The organism is Streptococcus oralis ATCC 49296 (assembly GCF_000185265.1).
Lineage (GTDB): Bacteria > Bacillota > Bacilli > Lactobacillales > Streptococcaceae > Streptococcus > Streptococcus oralis_BC.
Map to the genome: position 1 here is coordinate 1,156,269 of NZ_GL622183.1, position 15,677 is coordinate 1,171,945.

Genomic DNA, 15,677 nt, shown 5'->3' on the forward strand with positions numbered 1-15,677 from the left:
ACAAATTTGTGTTATCATACTATAAAACAATCGGATTATACCATTTGATCCGTGAAAAGAAAAGGGGACTTCTATGGATAAATCATTTATGAAACAACAACGTTTTTCATTCCGTAAAATGAAAGTTGGGTTGGCTTCTGTAGCAATTTTGTTTGCTTTTGCTCAGGTTGGACAGGTGTCTGCTGATGAAACAACACAACCGGCATCTACTTCAGCTGAAACAGTAAAGAAAACCGAAGCAAATAAATCGGCAGTCGAAGCTGCTGTAGCAGAAATTAAAGCTGATGAGGCGAAACCAGTCGTTAACCAATCAGATGCAAAACCTGGAGAACTTGTTGATGTTTCTAAGAAGGTTTCACCTATTGACGTGAAAGAACGCCAAGAAGGTGATCAAAAGATTCATGAAGAAACTGCAACAGTCGAAGTCACAAAGACAGAAGTGGCACCTGTAAAAAGTGAAGAACTTCCTGCTCCAAAGACTGAAACAACTGAGAGTACAGTGAGTGGGAAAGATGAAGATGGAAATTCTTATACCCAATATGAACGTGTTGATAAAACAACTACAGTCGAAATCAAGAAAGCGACAAGAACGATTTCAAAATCTAACTCTGCCGATATCGTTTTTGTTGTGGACCGTTCAGCATCTATGTCTCGAACTATTGACACTGTCCGTAACAATATCAATGAGTTTGCAAGAAATCTTGCTAAAGATGGAGTAGCAGCACGTTTTGGATTAGCTACCTTTAGTGATGAAGTATATGGACGTATAGGTGGATTAGCAGATGAGGGTACAATTTTAACAAAATTTAATGAATCTTATTTTACCTCTGACCCAGCTGAGCTTGAAAAAGCATTAGCAGGCATTAAGCTTGCACATGGTGGAGACTTCCCTGAAACTTCTACACCTGCTCTTACACAAATTGTTTCAACCTACGACTGGTCTAAGTCACCTAAAAATAAAAAGTTTGTCGTATTGTTGACAGATGCTCCAATGAAGGAGGATCCTTCAATTCCAACGATGGCGAATACTCTTGCGTCTTTGAAAGCCGCAAAAATCGAAAGAATTGTTGCAACTTCGACAGGGACCGATATTAGCTATAAAGATTTTGCATCTGAAGGTCGATTAATGAATATTGATCGTAACTTGGCTGATTCTTTAACTAAGGATGCAACTACATGGATTGTTGAAACTGTGACTGAAGGACACAATTACAAGATAACGAAAGATAATTACCAATTTTACCTAGAACGTCGTACAACACTACCTGTTGCTCAGACAGGAAGTGCGACTCCAACTACCACAGTTCCAGTAGCTACAGCTTATAAAAAAGAAGTGGCGAAACTCCCTGATACAGGAAGTAATGATACAGCGAACTATGGTATTGTAGGACTTGGCCTCCTAATGGCTGGACTTGGCTTAACTGTAAGCAATAGAAAGTCTAAGGAACAGTAAGCCTAACTGGAAGATTGTTTGTAAGAACATTGTGATAAAAAAATAGGTAGTTTGTAAACAAAGTATGCAGATTAGCGTAGGTATAATCTTCTGTATTATGGAGTACAAGCCGAATTTTTATGATGAGAAAAGAGCCGTAAGGTTCTTTTTTTGATTTAGAGAAAATACTGCAAAAAAAAGTAAAAAGTGGTATAATGATAAGGTTATATAGTCCCGATAAGATGGTAGAAATTTCTATCAGTACTTTGTAACTCTATAACAATATTTTTTAAGGGGGGACATTTTTATGTCAGAACGTAAATTATTCACGTCTGAATCTGTATCTGAGGGGCATCCGGATAAGATTGCAGACCAAATTTCAGATGCGATTTTGGATGCTATTTTAGCAAAGGATCCAGAGGCGCACGTTGCTGCTGAGACAGCTGTATACACTGGTTCTGTCCATGTTTTTGGTGAAATTTCTACAAATGCCTATGTGGATATCAACCGTGTGGTTCGTGATACCATTGCAGAGATTGGTTATACGAATGCAGAATATGGTTTTTCTGCGGAAACAGTTGGAGTTCATCCATCGCTTGTTGAGCAGTCGCCGGATATCGCCCAAGGTGTTAACGAAGCCTTGGAAGTCCGTGGAAGTGCAGATCAAGATCCACTGGACTTGATTGGTGCTGGTGACCAAGGTCTCATGTTTGGATTTGCAGTGGATGAGACAGAAGAACTCATGCCATTGCCAATTTCACTCAGCCACAAACTGGTTCGTCGCTTGGCAGAACTTCGTAAGTCTGGTGAAATCAGCTATCTTCGCCCAGACGCAAAATCACAAGTTACAGTTGAGTATGATGAAAATGATCGTCCAGTACGTGTGGATACAGTCGTTATTTCAACTCAGCACGACCCAGAAGTTAGCAATGAACAAATTCACAATGATGTGATTAGCAAGGTCATCAAAGAGGTAATCCCAACTTCTTACTTGGATGAGCAAACCAAATTCTTCATCAATCCAACTGGTCGTTTTGTAATCGGTGGACCTCAAGGAGACTCAGGTTTGACTGGTCGTAAGATTATCGTGGATACCTATGGTGGCTACTCTCGTCATGGTGGTGGTGCCTTCTCAGGTAAGGATGCGACGAAGGTGGACCGTTCAGCCTCTTATGCAGCTCGCTACATTGCCAAGAACATCGTTGCAGCAGGCCTTGCTAAGAAGGCAGAAGTACAATTAGCCTACGCTATTGGGGTAGCGCAACCTGTTTCTGTTCGTATCGATACTTTTGGTACAGGAACAGTAGCTGAAAGCAAGCTTGAAAAAGCAGCGCGTCAAATCTTTGACCTTCGTCCTGCAGGAATTATCCAAATGCTGGATCTCAAACGCCCAATTTACCGTCAAACAGCGGCTTATGGACACATGGGACGTACAGATATTGACCTTCCATGGGAATGTTTGGACAAGGTAGACGCTTTGAAAGAAGCTGTGAAATAAAATTAAAAGATTGGTAGCTGTGCACTACTAATCTTTTTTGCAAAAGAAAACCAGATTTTGGCTGGTCTTCTTATTTTATAGGGATTGAAATCTCAATCAATTTATCTGAATAAAGCGTCTTGATATTAGCTTCATCAATGCTTCCTTTGTCGATTTTACGTTTCAAGAAGAAGTCTTGGATGGTTTCGATTTCAGGTTCACGAATAGCACGGTGTTTGTTGGAAATGAGGATTTCATAGTGAAGCGGGGCTTGTGTGAAAACTACATCTGTGTTTCCAGCAGAATAGACCTCGACAAGAGTTGCGTCTGTGCTTTCTAATTGGCTTTTAACAAGTTGCGAGTGTGAGTTTGTCGTATTGATAAGCTTCATAACAGTTCCTCCGATTTTCTAACTCTATTATAGCACTTTTTGGATAAAATCGTGTATTTTAGTCAATTCCATGCTGGATTTTCCAAGCTTCTATTCCCCATTTATGGCTACCACGTTTGAGTTTTTCAATTGCCTCACTAATAGGAAACCAAGCAATATGATTAAAATCTTCCAATGGTTTTTGTACTTCTTGGAAAGAAATAGCTTCATATAGATAAGCTGGATTGTAGTAATAGGTATCACGGTGGCGAGAGTAGAAATACTCATCAGCTTGTCCGTAATAGGTACCAATCTCAGCTGTAAAGCCAAGTTCTTCGATTAGTTCTCTCTTTAGTGCTTCTTGATGATCTTCGCCTGCTTCAATTTCTCCACCTGGCAAGAACCAAGCACCATTGGGAGCTTGGACTAGGACAATTTGTTTTTTCTCTGCATCCGGAATAACTGCGTACACACCATGGCGGGGCTGGTAGGTCACATTCTCTTTTTTATCACCAAAAGTTGGGTTTGCCATTGCATTTTCCTCATTCTCTAGTATCTTTATTATTATCATAATGGACGAGGCGCTAGCTGTCAAGAATAAACCAACGAACTGGTGCAGAAAAAGCTACTTTGTCTTGGTCAATCCTTGTCTAGTTAAACTTTCCAGACCTAGCACTATAACTGGTATAATAAAAGAGAGGTGATTTTATGGCAGAATCAAGACTATTTCGTATCCTGTATTTACTTTTAGAAAAAGGCAGTACAACGGCTCCTGAATTAGCCCGATTATTTGAAGTATCTGTACGAACGATTTATCGCGATATTGAACGATTGAGTATGGCAGGGATTCCCCTTTATTCGATACCTGGGAAGGCGGGCGGAATCTTTTTAATGAAGAACTTTGTTCTGGATTGTAATCTCGTATCGGAGGATGAAAAATTAGAACTTCTGTCAGCTTTGCAAGGGATTCAAGCCCTGACCGATGACAGGCAAGATATGTTACTTGAAAAGTTGGAATCTATTTTTCAAGTTTCTCCCAGCCCTTGGATAGAAGTAGACTTGACTGACTGGAGAAAGCGAGAAGGTCAAAAAGAATTATTTGATAACATCAAACATGCTATTCTAGAGAAAAGGCAACTGGTGATTACTTATCTAGGTGGGTGTGGTCAGAAAACGATTCGTACAGTCGAGCCCTTTAGACTCGTATTTAAAAAGAGAGATTGGTACCTTCATGCCTACTGTTGTTTGAAGGAAGAGTGGCGTTTTTTCAAATTGTCTAGAATTAGGAATTATCACCTAACAACTGAAACTGTGAAGCAGAAAAATGTGGAGGATTGGGTTGATGGTTCAGATCAAGTGGCACATCAAATCGAAGTTTCCTTGAAGTTTAGTCCCAAGCTTGCTTTCCGGGTTTATGAAGATTTTTCAGAAGATGAGATTAGCTTGGGGAAAGATGGGTGTTATTATGTCAAGACAGTCCTACCAGAGCATGAAAGTCTGTATACTTACCTCCTGTCTTATCTAGATGGGGTGGAAATACTCGCCCCCAATCATCTGAAGAAGGAATTGCTTTCTAGAGTAGAAAAAATCCAAAAACTTTACAAACCTTGACAAAAGATGTCAGGGTTTTGGTGCTATACTAGAGATAGAAAGGAGAAGAACCAAATGAAATACGAATGGAGAAAAGAAGCAAAAGATCTTTATCAAGTGAAAGCTAGGCCCAGCATCCTACAGGTACCAGGTCAATCCTATATCGTGATTGAGGGTAAAGGTGATCCAAATCAAGAAGATTTTTCAGAACGCGTAGGGGCCTTATATGTCTTAGCCTATGCGATAAAGATGAAGTATAAAAAAGCTCCTCTGGATAAGGTTTACACTGATTTTACTGTCTTTCCTTTAGAAGGTGTATGGAAAAAGGAGAAGGAGGGAGAACTGGTAAAAAGTGAGCTTTCTTATAGCATTATGATTGGGCAACCCGATTTTATTACGAGAGAACTATTTGAAAAAGCTTTGGAAGAGGTCATAATCAAGAAGCCAAATATTCTCTATGAGGCTATTCGTTTTGAAATGATAGAAGAGGGCCAAAGTCTTGCTATGCTTCATGTAGGACCTTTTGATACTGAAAATGAGACTTTTGCAGAGATGGAGCATTTTTGTCAACTTCATAAACTCAAAAGAACTTCGGAAGTCCACCGAGAAATTTATCTTAATAACCTTCATCGAACGGAGCCAAGCAAATTAAAAACAATTCTTCGCTATCAAGTTCAAGAAGAGAATTAAAAAAAGAACAGGAAATCTTGTTTCCTGTTCTTTTTATGAGATTTATTCTTCTATTTCAGAAGCAATCTCTTCTGTTTTCTCAGGTTTTTTGGCAGATTTGATTTGAATATTGCCATTGCTTGTCATGACTGCCTTGAGGGCTTTCTCACTTGGATTTTCAAGGTAGAAGTCAGTGATGGCATCCTCGATATGGTCTTGAATGGTACGGCGGAGTGGCCGTGCCCCCATTTTTGGATCATAACCTAAGTCAACCAACCTTTCCTTGACCTTGTCTGTCACATCGAGGTGGATATTGTTGCTGGAGAGGCGTTTGTTGACATCCGCTAGCATGAGTTCGACGATTTGGAGAAGATTGTCCTTGCTGAGAGGTTTAAATTCGATGATGCCGTCAAAACGGTTCATAAACTCCGGACTAAAGAAGTTGCCGAGTTCACCGAGAACAGAGTTGGTACGTCCTTCACGAGCTGCCCCAAAACCAACGCTGGCTTCGGCCTTACCAGTACCCGCATTTGAGGTCATGATAATGATAGCATCCTTAAAGCTAACTGTACGTCCTTGCCCATCTGTCAAACGACCATCATCCAAGACTTGAAGGAACATGTGCATCACATCTGGGTGGGCTTTTTCAACTTCATCGAGAAGGATGAGAGAGTATGGATTGCGGCGAACTTTTTCCGTTAACTGACCAGCTTCATCATAACCAACATAACCTGGAGGGGCTCCGACCAATTTAGCTACACTGTGTTTTTCCATGTATTCACTCATATCAAAGCGAATCATGCTGTCAGCAGAACCAAAGAGCTCAATGGCTAGTTGTTTGGAAAGTTCTGTTTTACCGACACCAGTTGGTCCGACAAAGAGGAAGCTTCCGATTGGCCGGTTAGGAGTTCCAAGTCCAACACGATTACGACGGATGGCCTTGGCAATCTTATCGACAGCTTCATCTTGACCAATGACATGAGTTTTGAGGTCGTCTGCTAGATGGATAAGCTGAGATTGTTCTTTTTCTTTGAGTTCTCCAACAGGGATATTGGTTTTCTGCTCAATGATATGTTCAATAGTTTTCTCGCTGATGATTGGAGTATCCTGATCGGTCACCTTGTTCTTTTGCATTTCCTTGTACTTGGCAATCTGATCGCGGAAATAAGCAGCCTTTTCAAAGTCTTCCTCTCGTGTAGCTTGCGCCTTGAGATTTTCAGCTTCAATTAAACGCTGATCAATCACTTTAGGATCAACAAAATTCAGCGTCAGATTCATCTTTGAACCAGCTTCGTCCAACAGGTCAATAGCCTTGTCTGGCAAGAAGCGGTCTTGGATGTAGCGGTTGGAAAGATTTGCAGCAGCTTCGATAGCAGCATCAGTATACTTGACGTGATGGTAGTCTTCGTATTTCTTTTGAACTCCTTTAAGGATGATAATGGTTTCTTCGACAGTTGGTTCATCTACCTTGACAGGCTGCATACGGCGCTCGAGGGCAGCATCTTTTTCAATGATGCGGTATTCATTGAGAGTAGTGGCACCAACCATTTGCAATTCACCACGGGCAAGGGCTGGTTTGAGGATATTTCCTGCATCCATATTGCCATCGCCAGCAGATCCTGCACCAACAATTTCATGGATTTCATCGATAAAGAGGATGATGTCCTCACGTTTGCGAATTTCTTCCATGAGCTTTTGCATACGTTCTTCAAATTGGCCTCGAATCCCTGTTCCTTGTACTAGACTGACCACATCCAGACGGATGACCTGCTTGCCTTGAAGTTTATGGGGAACATCGCCATCGACAATCTTCTGAGCTAGACCTTCAACAACAGCTGTTTTACCAACACCTGGTTCTCCGATAAGGACAGGGTTGTTCTTGGTTCGACGGTTGAGGATTTCGATAACGCGGATAATCTCCTCATCTCGACCGATAACAGGGTCAATATCTCCCCGACGAGCAATCTCAGTAATATTGATACCGTATTCCTCTAGGAGTCCTCTTTCTTGGCTAGGTGGTGTTTGAAGTGGGCCTCGGTTTTGAGGTCCATAACCACCGTTTCCTCCATATCCCCCACCAGATTGAGTTGGAGGGACGTTATTAGAAGAAGGTTTGAAATTGTTCAAATCATTGAAAAAGTCGCCAAATGGATTAAAGTCATGATTATTTAAGTCAGTCATTCCTTTAAAGAGGGTATTATTTGGATCTGTTTTGATAATTTTATAGCAATTTTGACAGAGATCAATTTGCTTTTGCTGTCCATTGATATTGGTATACAGATGAATTGTTGAGTCGTTTATTTTACAGTTTTGACAGAGCATACATCTACCTCATTTCATTCTTATTCTTGGTCTAAGAAAAAGGTCAAGAATAGTCAAAGTTCTATACTCTCATTATAGCATGATTAAGGTGTAAAGCAAGTAAAAAGATTGGGAAGTGGTCGTTTTTAAAAGAAGGATTTATGGAGAATCAAGCGACATTGAAGGTAAGAAAAAATCCCATTTGTGGTGACAAAAAGGATTCTCATTCATCGGGCCTTACTGCCCGTTGTTTTTATATTAGTAAAGGAGTTCGTAGATCTCCATTGCAATTAAATCAATGCTATCAAAGGTATAAGTTTCACGAGCTTCTACATCGCGAAGGGTGAAGAGTGATCCATTTTCTTCGTCGTGGCTGTATGCAACTTCTGCGACAACAACACCTTCACGTTCAAAATTACGTTTTAGATTTCCACCATCTTTTGTCATTGCTTCTAGGCGGTTAATGATTCTAACCAAATGTGATTCCATTTTGATTCTCCTCCATTTCTTATCGTTTCTATTTTACCATAAACAAGAGGTAGTTGACTAGAAAAAAACTGTGATTTCTCTCTATTTCTCTATTCTATCAAGTTAATTGTTAAAATTAGAGAAAAAAGATTGCATTTTAATTCAATTCATGTTATAATCATACAATCTAATACATAGAAAGTTGATTGAATATGAATTTTTCTTTTTTACCAAAGTATTTACCATATTTTAACTATGGTGCTCTGATTACCGTATTGATTTCCATCCTTGTTGTCTGCTTAGGGACCATTATAGGTGTGTTACTGGCCTTTGCCCAACGTTCACGCTTTAAACCGCTCGTTTGGTTTGCAAATGTGTATGTTTGGATCTTCCGTGGAACTCCGATGATGGTTCAAATAATGATTGCCTTTGCTCTTATGCATATCAATGCTCCGACTATCCAAGTGGGAATTTTAGGAGTTGATCTTTCTCGTTTGATTCCTGGTATTCTGATTATTTCTATGAATAGTGGAGCTTACGTTTCAGAAACTGTTCGTGCTGGGATCAATGCGGTTCCTAAAGGGCAGTTAGAGGCTGCTTACTCTCTTGGTATTCGTCCGAAAAATGCCATGCGTTATGTCATTTTGCCACAAGCTATCAAGAATATTCTTCCAGCTCTGGGAAATGAGTTTATCACCATTATCAAGGATAGTTCCCTCTTGTCTGCGATTGGGGTGATGGAGTTGTGGAATGGTGCAACTACAGTAGCAACAACAACTTATTTACCGTTGACTCCCCTTTTATTTGCAGCCTTTTACTATTTGATTATGACCTCTGTTTTGACAGTGGCGTTGAAAGCATTTGAAAAACATATTGGACAAGGAGACAAGAAATAATGACAGAAACCTTGATTAAAATTGAAGAACTACATAAGTCTTTTGGGAAAAATGAAGTTTTAAAAGGCATCAATCTTGAGATTAAACGTGGAGAAGTTGTGGTCATTATCGGTCCGTCAGGTAGCGGGAAATCAACTCTCCTTCGTTCGATGAATCTCCTTGAAGAAGCAAGTAAAGGCAAGGTTATTTTTGAAGGAGTTGATATCACAGATAAGAAAAATGACCTTTTTGCCATGCGTGAAAAGATGGGTATGGTATTCCAACAATTCAACCTCTTTCCTAATATGACAGTGATGGAAAATATCACTTTGTCACCAATTAAAACCAAAGGTGAAAGCAAGGAAGTTGCGGAGAAAAGAGCACAGGAACTGTTAGAAAAAGTTGGCTTGCCAGATAAGGCGACGGCTTATCCACAGAGTTTGTCAGGTGGTCAGCAACAACGGATTGCCATTGCACGTGGACTGGCTATGGAACCAGATGTTTTGCTCTTTGATGAGCCGACTTCAGCCCTAGACCCTGAGATGGTTGGAGAAGTTCTAGCTGTTATGCAAGACCTTGCCAAATCAGGGATGACCATGGTGATTGTGACTCATGAAATGGGCTTTGCGCGTGAGGTAGCAGACCGTGTCATCTTTATGGCGGATGGAGTTGTTGTTGAAGATGGAACACCAGAGGAGATTTTCGATCAAACAAAAGAACAACGGACCAAGGAATTTTTGAGTAAGGTTTTGTAAGATCTCATTTTTAGAAGAAATGGAGTAGGCATCATGGCTTCTAGTAAAGAATATTTAGATTTTATTCTCGAACAGCTATCAGAGCTAGAGGAGATGAGTTATCGTCCAATGATGGGAGAGTATATCCTTTATTATCGTGGGAAGATTATTGGGGGAATCTATGATAATCGTTTGTTACTGAAGCCTGTGAAGCTGGTCAGGGATCAACTGGGACAGACTAGGCTTGAACGTCCTTATGAAGGAGCTAAGGAGATGATTTTGATAGAAGACATTGAAGATAAATCATTTCTAATGAGATTAATCAAGGAGATGTATGAAGTCTTACCGGCTCCAAAAGTCAAAAAGAAAGCATGACAGATTCACCTAGTATAAATAGGCATAAAAGCTCGACAAGGGCTTTTTCTTATAGTTTCAGACTATAGGGTCCATTAGGCAAGAAGTGTTAGAATGGCGAGTTATTTTTTGATATAATAGAGGATATTTGATAGAAAAGAGAAGAGATATGGCACAGATTATTGATGGGAAGGCTCTTGCAGCTAAGTTACAAGGACAGTTGGCTGAGAAGACGGCTAAACTAAAAGAAGAAACAGGTTTAGTTCCAGGCTTGGTGGTGATTTTGGTGGGGGACAATCCTGCTAGTCAAGTCTACGTTCGCAACAAGGAACGTTCAGCTCTTGCTGCTGGCTTCCGTAGTGAAGTAAAGCGAGTTCCAGAGACCATTACCCAAGCGGAATTGTTAGACTTGATTGCCAAATACAATCAAGATCCAGCTTGGCATGGGATTTTAGTCCAGTTACCTTTGCCAAAACATATTGACGAAGAGGCAGTTTTATTAGCCATTGATCCCGAAAAAGACGTGGATGGTTTCCATCCTCTAAATATGGGCCGTCTTTGGTCAGGTCATCCAGTTATGATTCCTTCTACACCTGCAGGGATTATGGAGATGTTTCATGAATATGGGATTGACTTGGAAGGTAAAAATGCAGTCGTTATTGGTCGTTCGAATATCGTCGGAAAACCGATGGCTCAGCTTCTTTTGGCTAAAAATGCGACTGTGACCTTGACCCACTCACGCACCCATCATCTTGCCAAGGTGGCTGCTAAAGCAGATATTCTTGTTGTTGCTATTGGTCGCGCTAAGTTTGTGACTGCCGACTTTGTCAAACCAGGTGCAGTTGTCATTGATGTCGGCATGAATCGAGATGAAAATGGCAAGCTTTGTGGAGATGTTGACTTTGATGCCGTTGCACCACTTGCCAGTCATATCACGCCAGTACCTGGTGGAGTTGGCCCTATGACCATTACCATGCTCATGGAACAAACCTATCAGGCAGCGCTTCGTACACTGAACAAGGACTAGGAAAATGAAATTCGTATTTGATCTGGATGGGACGCTGTCTTTTGACTATATGACCATAGATGAAGAGATTAAGCAGGTTCTTTTAAAGGCTGAAGATTATGGGCATGAGCTTGTATTTGCATCAGCTCGCTCTTATCGGGATTGTTTGGGCTTGTTAGGTCCCGAGCTCAGTCAGCGTTTGGTTATAGGTTTGAATGGTGGCGTAGCCTATTATCTGGGGAAAGCTATCTATGAAAGAAATCTCGATGCTGGAGTTTATCAGGCGCTAGTAGATTATTGCCAGACCTACAATCTCCCTTTTTTTGCAGATGATTGCTTTGACTATAGCGGTCAGATTGTAGAAAAAATTCCATTTATTTCCAGTGTGGATCCCCTAAAGGTGGCTCGTCATCAGAAACTTGAGGACTTAGGGACTCCGATTAAGGTAGTCGTTTATATGGGTGACCATGAGGATTTGCTTGATGATCTGCTTGGTCAGTTAGAAAGACTAGGACAAGCTCATCTGTCTTATCATGCGCATGAAAAGTGCCTTTATGTTAATCCCTTGGATACTCATAAGGCGACAACTGTTGAAAAGTTATGCGGGGAGAACTTCATTGCTTTTGGAAATGACCAAAACGATATTGAACTGTTTAAAACATCGCTCTATTCTGTCCAGATAGGAGATTTTGCTGGTCTTACTCCATATGCAGATGACACGTTAGAGATAAAAGGAGCTCCTTCTCCAGCAGTTGCTGCTAAAATCTTACAGACTTTTGCGGAATTTAAGGGAAAATAGTGTAGAAGGAGGTTCTAGCCTCCTTTTGTAGTATAATGGAGTGAGAGGAAAAAACGATGAAAGTGATTGATCAAGCTTTATTAGAAAAAGTCATTATTGAACGTTCTCGTCACAGCCATAAGGGAGATTACGGTCGCCTGCTCTTGCTGGGAGGGACCTATCCTTATGGGGGAGCTATCATCATGTCAGCCATTGCAGCTGTCAAAAGCGGGGCAGGTTTGGTGACTGTTGGCACGGATAAGGAAAATATTCCGGCTCTGCACAGTCATTTACCTGAGGCCATGGCATTTTCTCTTCAAGACCAGCAATTGTTAAAAGAACAGTTGGAAAAGGCAGAAGTTGTCTTGTTAGGTCCGGGTTTGCGAGAGGATGCATTTGGAGAAGAACTCGTAAAACGGGTCTTTGACAGCCTTAGAAAAGACCAGATTTTGATTGCAGATGGCGGTGCTTTGGGCATCTTAGCAAAAGGTCAGTTACCATGTCCTTCCAGTCAGCTTATCCTAACTCCCCATCAAAGGGAATGGGAAAGACTGTCTGGTATAGTTCTTGACCATCAAAATAAAGATACGACTGCTAGGGCTCTTTCTACTTTTCCTCAAGGAACGATTCTAGTCGAGAAGGGTCCAGCAACTCGTATCTGGCAAGCTGGTCAGCCTGAATATTATCAGTTAGAGGTTGGAGGTCCCTATCAAGCAACTGGTGGGATGGGAGATACTCTGGCTGGGATGATTGCAGGTTTTGCAGGTCAGTTTCACCAAGTCAGTCTCTATGAGAGAGTAGTGATAGCAACCCACCTTCATTCAGCTATCGCGCAAGAACTAGCTCAAGAAAACTACCTTGTCTTGCCTACCGAAATTAGTAAAGCTCTTCCGAATACAATGAAAAAAATATCTCAAAAAGGCAGCTAATACCTTGGTTGCCTTTTTATGTTGATGTAGCTTTGTTGATAAGATCTTCAACTAGCTTAGAACCAGCAATCAACTGCTAAACTTGCGTGAAATTCTCACTTTTAAGGTCTTGATTTTTACTCAAACTCGCAAGGAAAGTGAGATTGTTATCAAAGTTGAGGGGTGTCAAATCATGCTTTTTTTGATATAATTTTTAATGATGAATGCGAGAAATGATCGGTATGTGGTCGTTGATTTAGAGGCGACCAGCACCGGAAGCAAGGCAAAAATTATTCAAGTAGGCATTGTGGTGATTGAGAATGGTGAAATCATCGATCAGTATGCGACCGATGTCAATCCCCACGAACCCTTGGATTCTCATATCAAAGAATTAACGGGTCTGACCGATCAGCGTTTGGCTGCGGCACCAGAGTTTTCTCAGGTGGCCGGAAAAATTTTTGAATTGGTTAAGGACGGTATTTTTGTTGCGCATAATGTACAGTTTGATGCTAACCTTCTTGCAGAATTCCTCTTTTTTGAAGGATATGAATTGCGTACACCGCGGGTGGATACAGTTGAGCTTGCCCAAGTTCTATATCCTCAGTTTGAAAAATACAATCTAGGTATCCTTTGTCAAGAGTTGGGCATTGAGCTGGAACATGCCCATACTGCCCTGTCAGATGCTCAAGCAACAGCTGAACTCTTGCTTTACATGCGTCAAAAACTTTTTGAGCTACCAAAAGGGCTTTTAGAAAGCTTGTTAGACCTTGCAGACAACCTTCTCTATGAAAGTTATCTGGTGATTGAAGAGGTCTATCAGCAACAATCTCTCTTGTCTTCGCCAGACTTGATGGAACTTCATGGGCTTTTCCTCAGAAAGGAAAGCAAAGGCTTAGTCCCACGAAAGTTATCCAAAGATTTTGCTAAAAATATTTCTTTATTGGGGCTGGAGGACCGTCCGCAACAGCTGGATTTTGCGGAGAAGATTGAGCAATTATTGGAAGAACACCAGACTTCTTTTATCCAAGCTCAAACGGGACTCGGTAAGACATACGGTTATCTCCTCCCAGCTTTGAACTTGGAGAGTCAAGCAGGTATCCTAGTGAGTGTTCCGACCAAAATTCTTCAAAATCAAATCATGCAAGAAGAAGGTCAGCGCTTAAAAGAGGTCTTCCATCTGGAGATTCATAGTCTCAAGGGTCCTCAAAATTATTTAAAACTGGATGCCTTTCATCAAATTCTCCATCGACCGGAGTCCAATCGCCTTTTCACACGCTTTAAAATGCAACTGCTCATCTGGCTAACGGAGACAGATACTGGTGACTTGGACGAAATTGGGCAACTTTATCGCTATCAGCATTTTCTACCAGAACTAGTCCACGATGGCAAGCTTTCAAAGAAAAGTTTATTTGCTACAGAGGATTTTTGGAAACGAGGGCAGGAAAAGGCCAAGACCAGTCGCGTTCTTCTGACCAATCATGCCTATCTGGTCACTCGTTTGGAAGACAATCCAGAGTTTGTCGACAACCGTTTGGTAATTTTGGATGAAGCTCAAAAAATGTTGCTAGCTCTTGAAAATCTGGCCCAGCAGGCTTATCGCCTTGAGGAACTTGTAATCCAGCTTGATAAGTCCTTGGAGACAGAGGAAGATTTGGTTCAGAAACGCTTGCTTGAGAGTATTAGCTTTGAATGTCGTTACTTGATGGAGCACTATCAGTCAGGTCTTAAGGATGGAAAGTGGTTGGATTCTCTCGAACACTTGCGCCAGCATTTTTCGGAGTTAGCTCTCCCAGAGTATAGAGAGATTGCAAACTTTTTCACCTCGGACCGTGAATTTTGGCTTGCTACAGCAGAGAAATCGAGCAAGGATGTCTTGATTTGTTCAAGTAAAAAAGGCCGCTTTATACTAGCAGACTTATTGCCAGAAGATTGTAGGCTCCTAGGAGTATCGGCTACTCTTGAAATCAGCAATCGGGTTTCCCTAGCAGATTTATTGGGATTTCCGGATGCTCCACTTGTTAGGCTTGATGTAGCAAAACAGGAGCAACAAGAAGTCTTTCTAGTCAATGATTTTCCTCTTGTGACAGAAGTTTCGCCTGTTGACTATGCTAGTGAAGTGGCTTCTGTCATTCGAAGCTTACAAGCCTTTCAAGAACCCTTATTGGTTTTGTTTACCTCAAAAGAGATGTTGCTGGCAGTTTCGGACCTGCTAGACCAACCTCATCTAGCTCAGTATAAAAATGGGGAACCAAGTCAACTGAAAAAACGTTTTGAAAAAGGTGAACGCAAGATCTTGCTTGGAACAGGTAGTTTCTGGGAAGGGGTTGATTTTTCAACCCATCCTTGCGTGATCCAAGTGATTCCGAGATTGCCTTTCCAAAATCCCCAAGAGCCTTTAACAAAAAAATTAAACCAGGAACTGCGTCAAGAAGGGAAAAATCCTTTCTATGATTATCAGTTACCGATGGCGATCATTCGGCTAAAACAAGCCCTTGGTCGTACTGTTAGACGGCCCAACCAAGGTTCGGTTGCTGTAATCTTAGACAGTCGTGTTGTCAGCAAGCGTTACGGCAAACAAATCGCCCAGACCTTGTCAAAAGAAAGGGCTGTTCAGGTTCTTTCTAGAGAACAGCTAGAGCCTGCTGTAGCTGAATTTCTCCAATCCCGTCGCAATAGAATGAAAGAAAAATCCCAGAAAGAGAAAAGGTAAAAAAT

At 41.2% G+C, this 15,677-nt stretch carries 15 protein-coding genes; 11 read left to right on the forward strand and 4 right to left on the reverse strand.

What is annotated here, in order from left to right:
* Positions 1-73 precede the first annotated feature (73 nt).
* Together HMPREF8578_RS07830 and metK are read left to right on the forward strand one after the other, a co-directional pair.
* Positions 74-1,453, forward strand: coding sequence for a VWA domain-containing protein (locus tag HMPREF8578_RS07830; protein WP_000361431.1), 1,380 nt, complete (start codon positions 74-76; stop codon positions 1,451-1,453).
* A gap of 286 nt (positions 1,454-1,739) precedes the next feature.
* Positions 1,740-2,930 carry a methionine adenosyltransferase gene (metK, locus tag HMPREF8578_RS07835; protein WP_000003927.1) on the forward strand — a complete coding sequence of 397 codons (1,191 nt, stop codon included), beginning with the start codon at positions 1,740-1,742 and terminating at the stop codon, positions 2,928-2,930.
* Positions 2,931-3,000: 70 nt separating this feature from the next.
* On the opposite strand, the gene HMPREF8578_RS07840 is transcribed toward metK, so the two are convergent.
* Both HMPREF8578_RS07840 and HMPREF8578_RS07845 read right to left on the reverse strand, forming a co-directional pair.
* Positions 3,001-3,300, reverse strand: coding sequence for a DUF1827 family protein (locus tag HMPREF8578_RS07840; protein ID WP_000767205.1), 300 nt, complete (start codon positions 3,298-3,300; stop codon positions 3,001-3,003).
* A gap of 58 nt (positions 3,301-3,358) precedes the next feature.
* Entirely contained in the window at positions 3,359-3,811 is a 453-nt protein-coding gene (locus HMPREF8578_RS07845; protein WP_000013076.1) for an NUDIX hydrolase, read from the reverse strand.
* Between the two features lie 176 nt (positions 3,812-3,987).
* Here HMPREF8578_RS07845 and HMPREF8578_RS07850 point away from each other — a divergent pair, with 176 nt between their 5' ends.
* Positions 3,988-4,890 (forward strand): helix-turn-helix transcriptional regulator, encoded by a 903-nt coding sequence (locus HMPREF8578_RS07850; RefSeq protein WP_000841075.1) that lies wholly within the window; start codon positions 3,988-3,990, stop codon positions 4,888-4,890.
* A 54-nt stretch (positions 4,891-4,944) separates the two neighbouring features.
* Entirely contained in the window at positions 4,945-5,559 is a 615-nt protein-coding gene (locus tag HMPREF8578_RS07855; protein ID WP_000873100.1) for a GyrI-like domain-containing protein, read from the forward strand.
* Between the two features lie 42 nt (positions 5,560-5,601).
* Here HMPREF8578_RS07855 and HMPREF8578_RS07860 read toward each other — a convergent pair whose 3' ends face one another.
* Together HMPREF8578_RS07860 and HMPREF8578_RS07865 are read right to left on the reverse strand one after the other, a co-directional pair.
* Positions 5,602-7,860: an ATP-dependent Clp protease ATP-binding subunit gene (locus tag HMPREF8578_RS07860; RefSeq protein ID WP_000882488.1), complete on the reverse strand. Its 2,259-nt coding sequence runs from the start codon at positions 7,858-7,860 to the stop codon at positions 5,602-5,604.
* A 237-nt stretch (positions 7,861-8,097) separates the two neighbouring features.
* Positions 8,098-8,328 carry a DUF1797 family protein gene (locus HMPREF8578_RS07865; protein ID WP_000443577.1) on the reverse strand — a complete coding sequence of 77 codons (231 nt, stop codon included), beginning with the start codon at positions 8,326-8,328 and terminating at the stop codon, positions 8,098-8,100.
* 191 nt (positions 8,329-8,519) lie between these two features.
* On the opposite strand from HMPREF8578_RS07865, the gene HMPREF8578_RS07870 reads away from it, so the two are divergent.
* The 7 genes from HMPREF8578_RS07870 to HMPREF8578_RS07900 all read left to right on the forward strand — a co-directional run bounded on the left by HMPREF8578_RS07870 (position 8,520) and on the right by HMPREF8578_RS07900 (position 15,672).
* The gene (locus tag HMPREF8578_RS07870; protein ID WP_001011622.1) at positions 8,520-9,203 is read left to right on the forward strand and encodes an amino acid ABC transporter permease; all 684 of its coding nucleotides are present in this window, start codon (positions 8,520-8,522) and stop codon (positions 9,201-9,203) included.
* Positions 9,203-9,937: an amino acid ABC transporter ATP-binding protein gene (locus HMPREF8578_RS07875; protein WP_000140925.1), complete on the forward strand. Its 735-nt coding sequence runs from the start codon at positions 9,203-9,205 to the stop codon at positions 9,935-9,937. The genes HMPREF8578_RS07870 and HMPREF8578_RS07875 overlap by 1 nt, the downstream gene beginning before the upstream one ends.
* 33 nt (positions 9,938-9,970) lie before the next feature.
* Entirely contained in the window at positions 9,971-10,291 is a 321-nt protein-coding gene (locus tag HMPREF8578_RS07880) for a TfoX/Sxy family protein (RefSeq protein WP_000168531.1), read from the forward strand.
* 148 nt (positions 10,292-10,439) lie between these two features.
* Complete coding sequence (locus HMPREF8578_RS07885) at positions 10,440-11,297, forward strand: bifunctional methylenetetrahydrofolate dehydrogenase/methenyltetrahydrofolate cyclohydrolase (protein ID WP_000057220.1); 858 nt, start codon at positions 10,440-10,442, stop codon at positions 11,295-11,297.
* A gap of 4 nt (positions 11,298-11,301) precedes the next feature.
* Complete coding sequence (locus tag HMPREF8578_RS07890) at positions 11,302-12,075, forward strand: HAD hydrolase family protein (RefSeq protein WP_000673614.1); 774 nt, start codon at positions 11,302-11,304, stop codon at positions 12,073-12,075.
* Positions 12,076-12,131: 56 nt separating this feature from the next.
* Positions 12,132-12,983 carry an NAD(P)H-hydrate dehydratase gene (locus HMPREF8578_RS07895; protein WP_000862998.1) on the forward strand — a complete coding sequence of 284 codons (852 nt, stop codon included), beginning with the start codon at positions 12,132-12,134 and terminating at the stop codon, positions 12,981-12,983.
* Between the two features lie 199 nt (positions 12,984-13,182).
* A complete protein-coding gene (locus HMPREF8578_RS07900; RefSeq protein WP_025168830.1) occupies positions 13,183-15,672 on the forward strand; it encodes a bifunctional DnaQ family exonuclease/ATP-dependent helicase in 2,490 nt (829 codons plus the stop codon).
* Positions 15,673-15,677: the final 5 nt, after the last annotated feature.

What these genes read in the sequence shown, in the direction of transcription:
- HMPREF8578_RS07860 (WP_000882488.1), bottom strand. Translation starts at nt 7,860, where the DNA reads ATGCTCTGTCAAAACTGTAAAATAAACGACTCAACAATTCATCTGTAT.
- HMPREF8578_RS07880 (WP_000168531.1), top strand. Translation starts at nt 9,971, where the DNA reads ATGGCTTCTAGTAAAGAATATTTAGATTTTATTCTCGAACAGCTATCA.
- HMPREF8578_RS07845 (WP_000013076.1), bottom strand. Translation starts at nt 3,811, where the DNA reads ATGGCAAACCCAACTTTTGGTGATAAAAAAGAGAATGTGACCTACCAG.
- HMPREF8578_RS07885 (WP_000057220.1), top strand. Translation starts at nt 10,440, where the DNA reads ATGGCACAGATTATTGATGGGAAGGCTCTTGCAGCTAAGTTACAAGGA.
- HMPREF8578_RS07870 (WP_001011622.1), top strand. Translation starts at nt 8,520, where the DNA reads ATGAATTTTTCTTTTTTACCAAAGTATTTACCATATTTTAACTATGGT.
- HMPREF8578_RS07855 (WP_000873100.1), top strand. Translation starts at nt 4,945, where the DNA reads ATGAAATACGAATGGAGAAAAGAAGCAAAAGATCTTTATCAAGTGAAA.
- HMPREF8578_RS07890 (WP_000673614.1), top strand. Translation starts at nt 11,302, where the DNA reads ATGAAATTCGTATTTGATCTGGATGGGACGCTGTCTTTTGACTATATG.
- metK (WP_000003927.1), top strand. Translation starts at nt 1,740, where the DNA reads ATGTCAGAACGTAAATTATTCACGTCTGAATCTGTATCTGAGGGGCAT.
- HMPREF8578_RS07900 (WP_025168830.1), top strand. Translation starts at nt 13,183, where the DNA reads ATGAATGCGAGAAATGATCGGTATGTGGTCGTTGATTTAGAGGCGACC.
- HMPREF8578_RS07830 (WP_000361431.1), top strand. Translation starts at nt 74, where the DNA reads ATGGATAAATCATTTATGAAACAACAACGTTTTTCATTCCGTAAAATG.
- HMPREF8578_RS07875 (WP_000140925.1), top strand. Translation starts at nt 9,203, where the DNA reads ATGACAGAAACCTTGATTAAAATTGAAGAACTACATAAGTCTTTTGGG.
- HMPREF8578_RS07840 (WP_000767205.1), bottom strand. Translation starts at nt 3,300, where the DNA reads ATGAAGCTTATCAATACGACAAACTCACACTCGCAACTTGTTAAAAGC.
- HMPREF8578_RS07895 (WP_000862998.1), top strand. Translation starts at nt 12,132, where the DNA reads ATGAAAGTGATTGATCAAGCTTTATTAGAAAAAGTCATTATTGAACGT.
- HMPREF8578_RS07865 (WP_000443577.1), bottom strand. Translation starts at nt 8,328, where the DNA reads ATGGAATCACATTTGGTTAGAATCATTAACCGCCTAGAAGCAATGACA.
- HMPREF8578_RS07850 (WP_000841075.1), top strand. Translation starts at nt 3,988, where the DNA reads ATGGCAGAATCAAGACTATTTCGTATCCTGTATTTACTTTTAGAAAAA.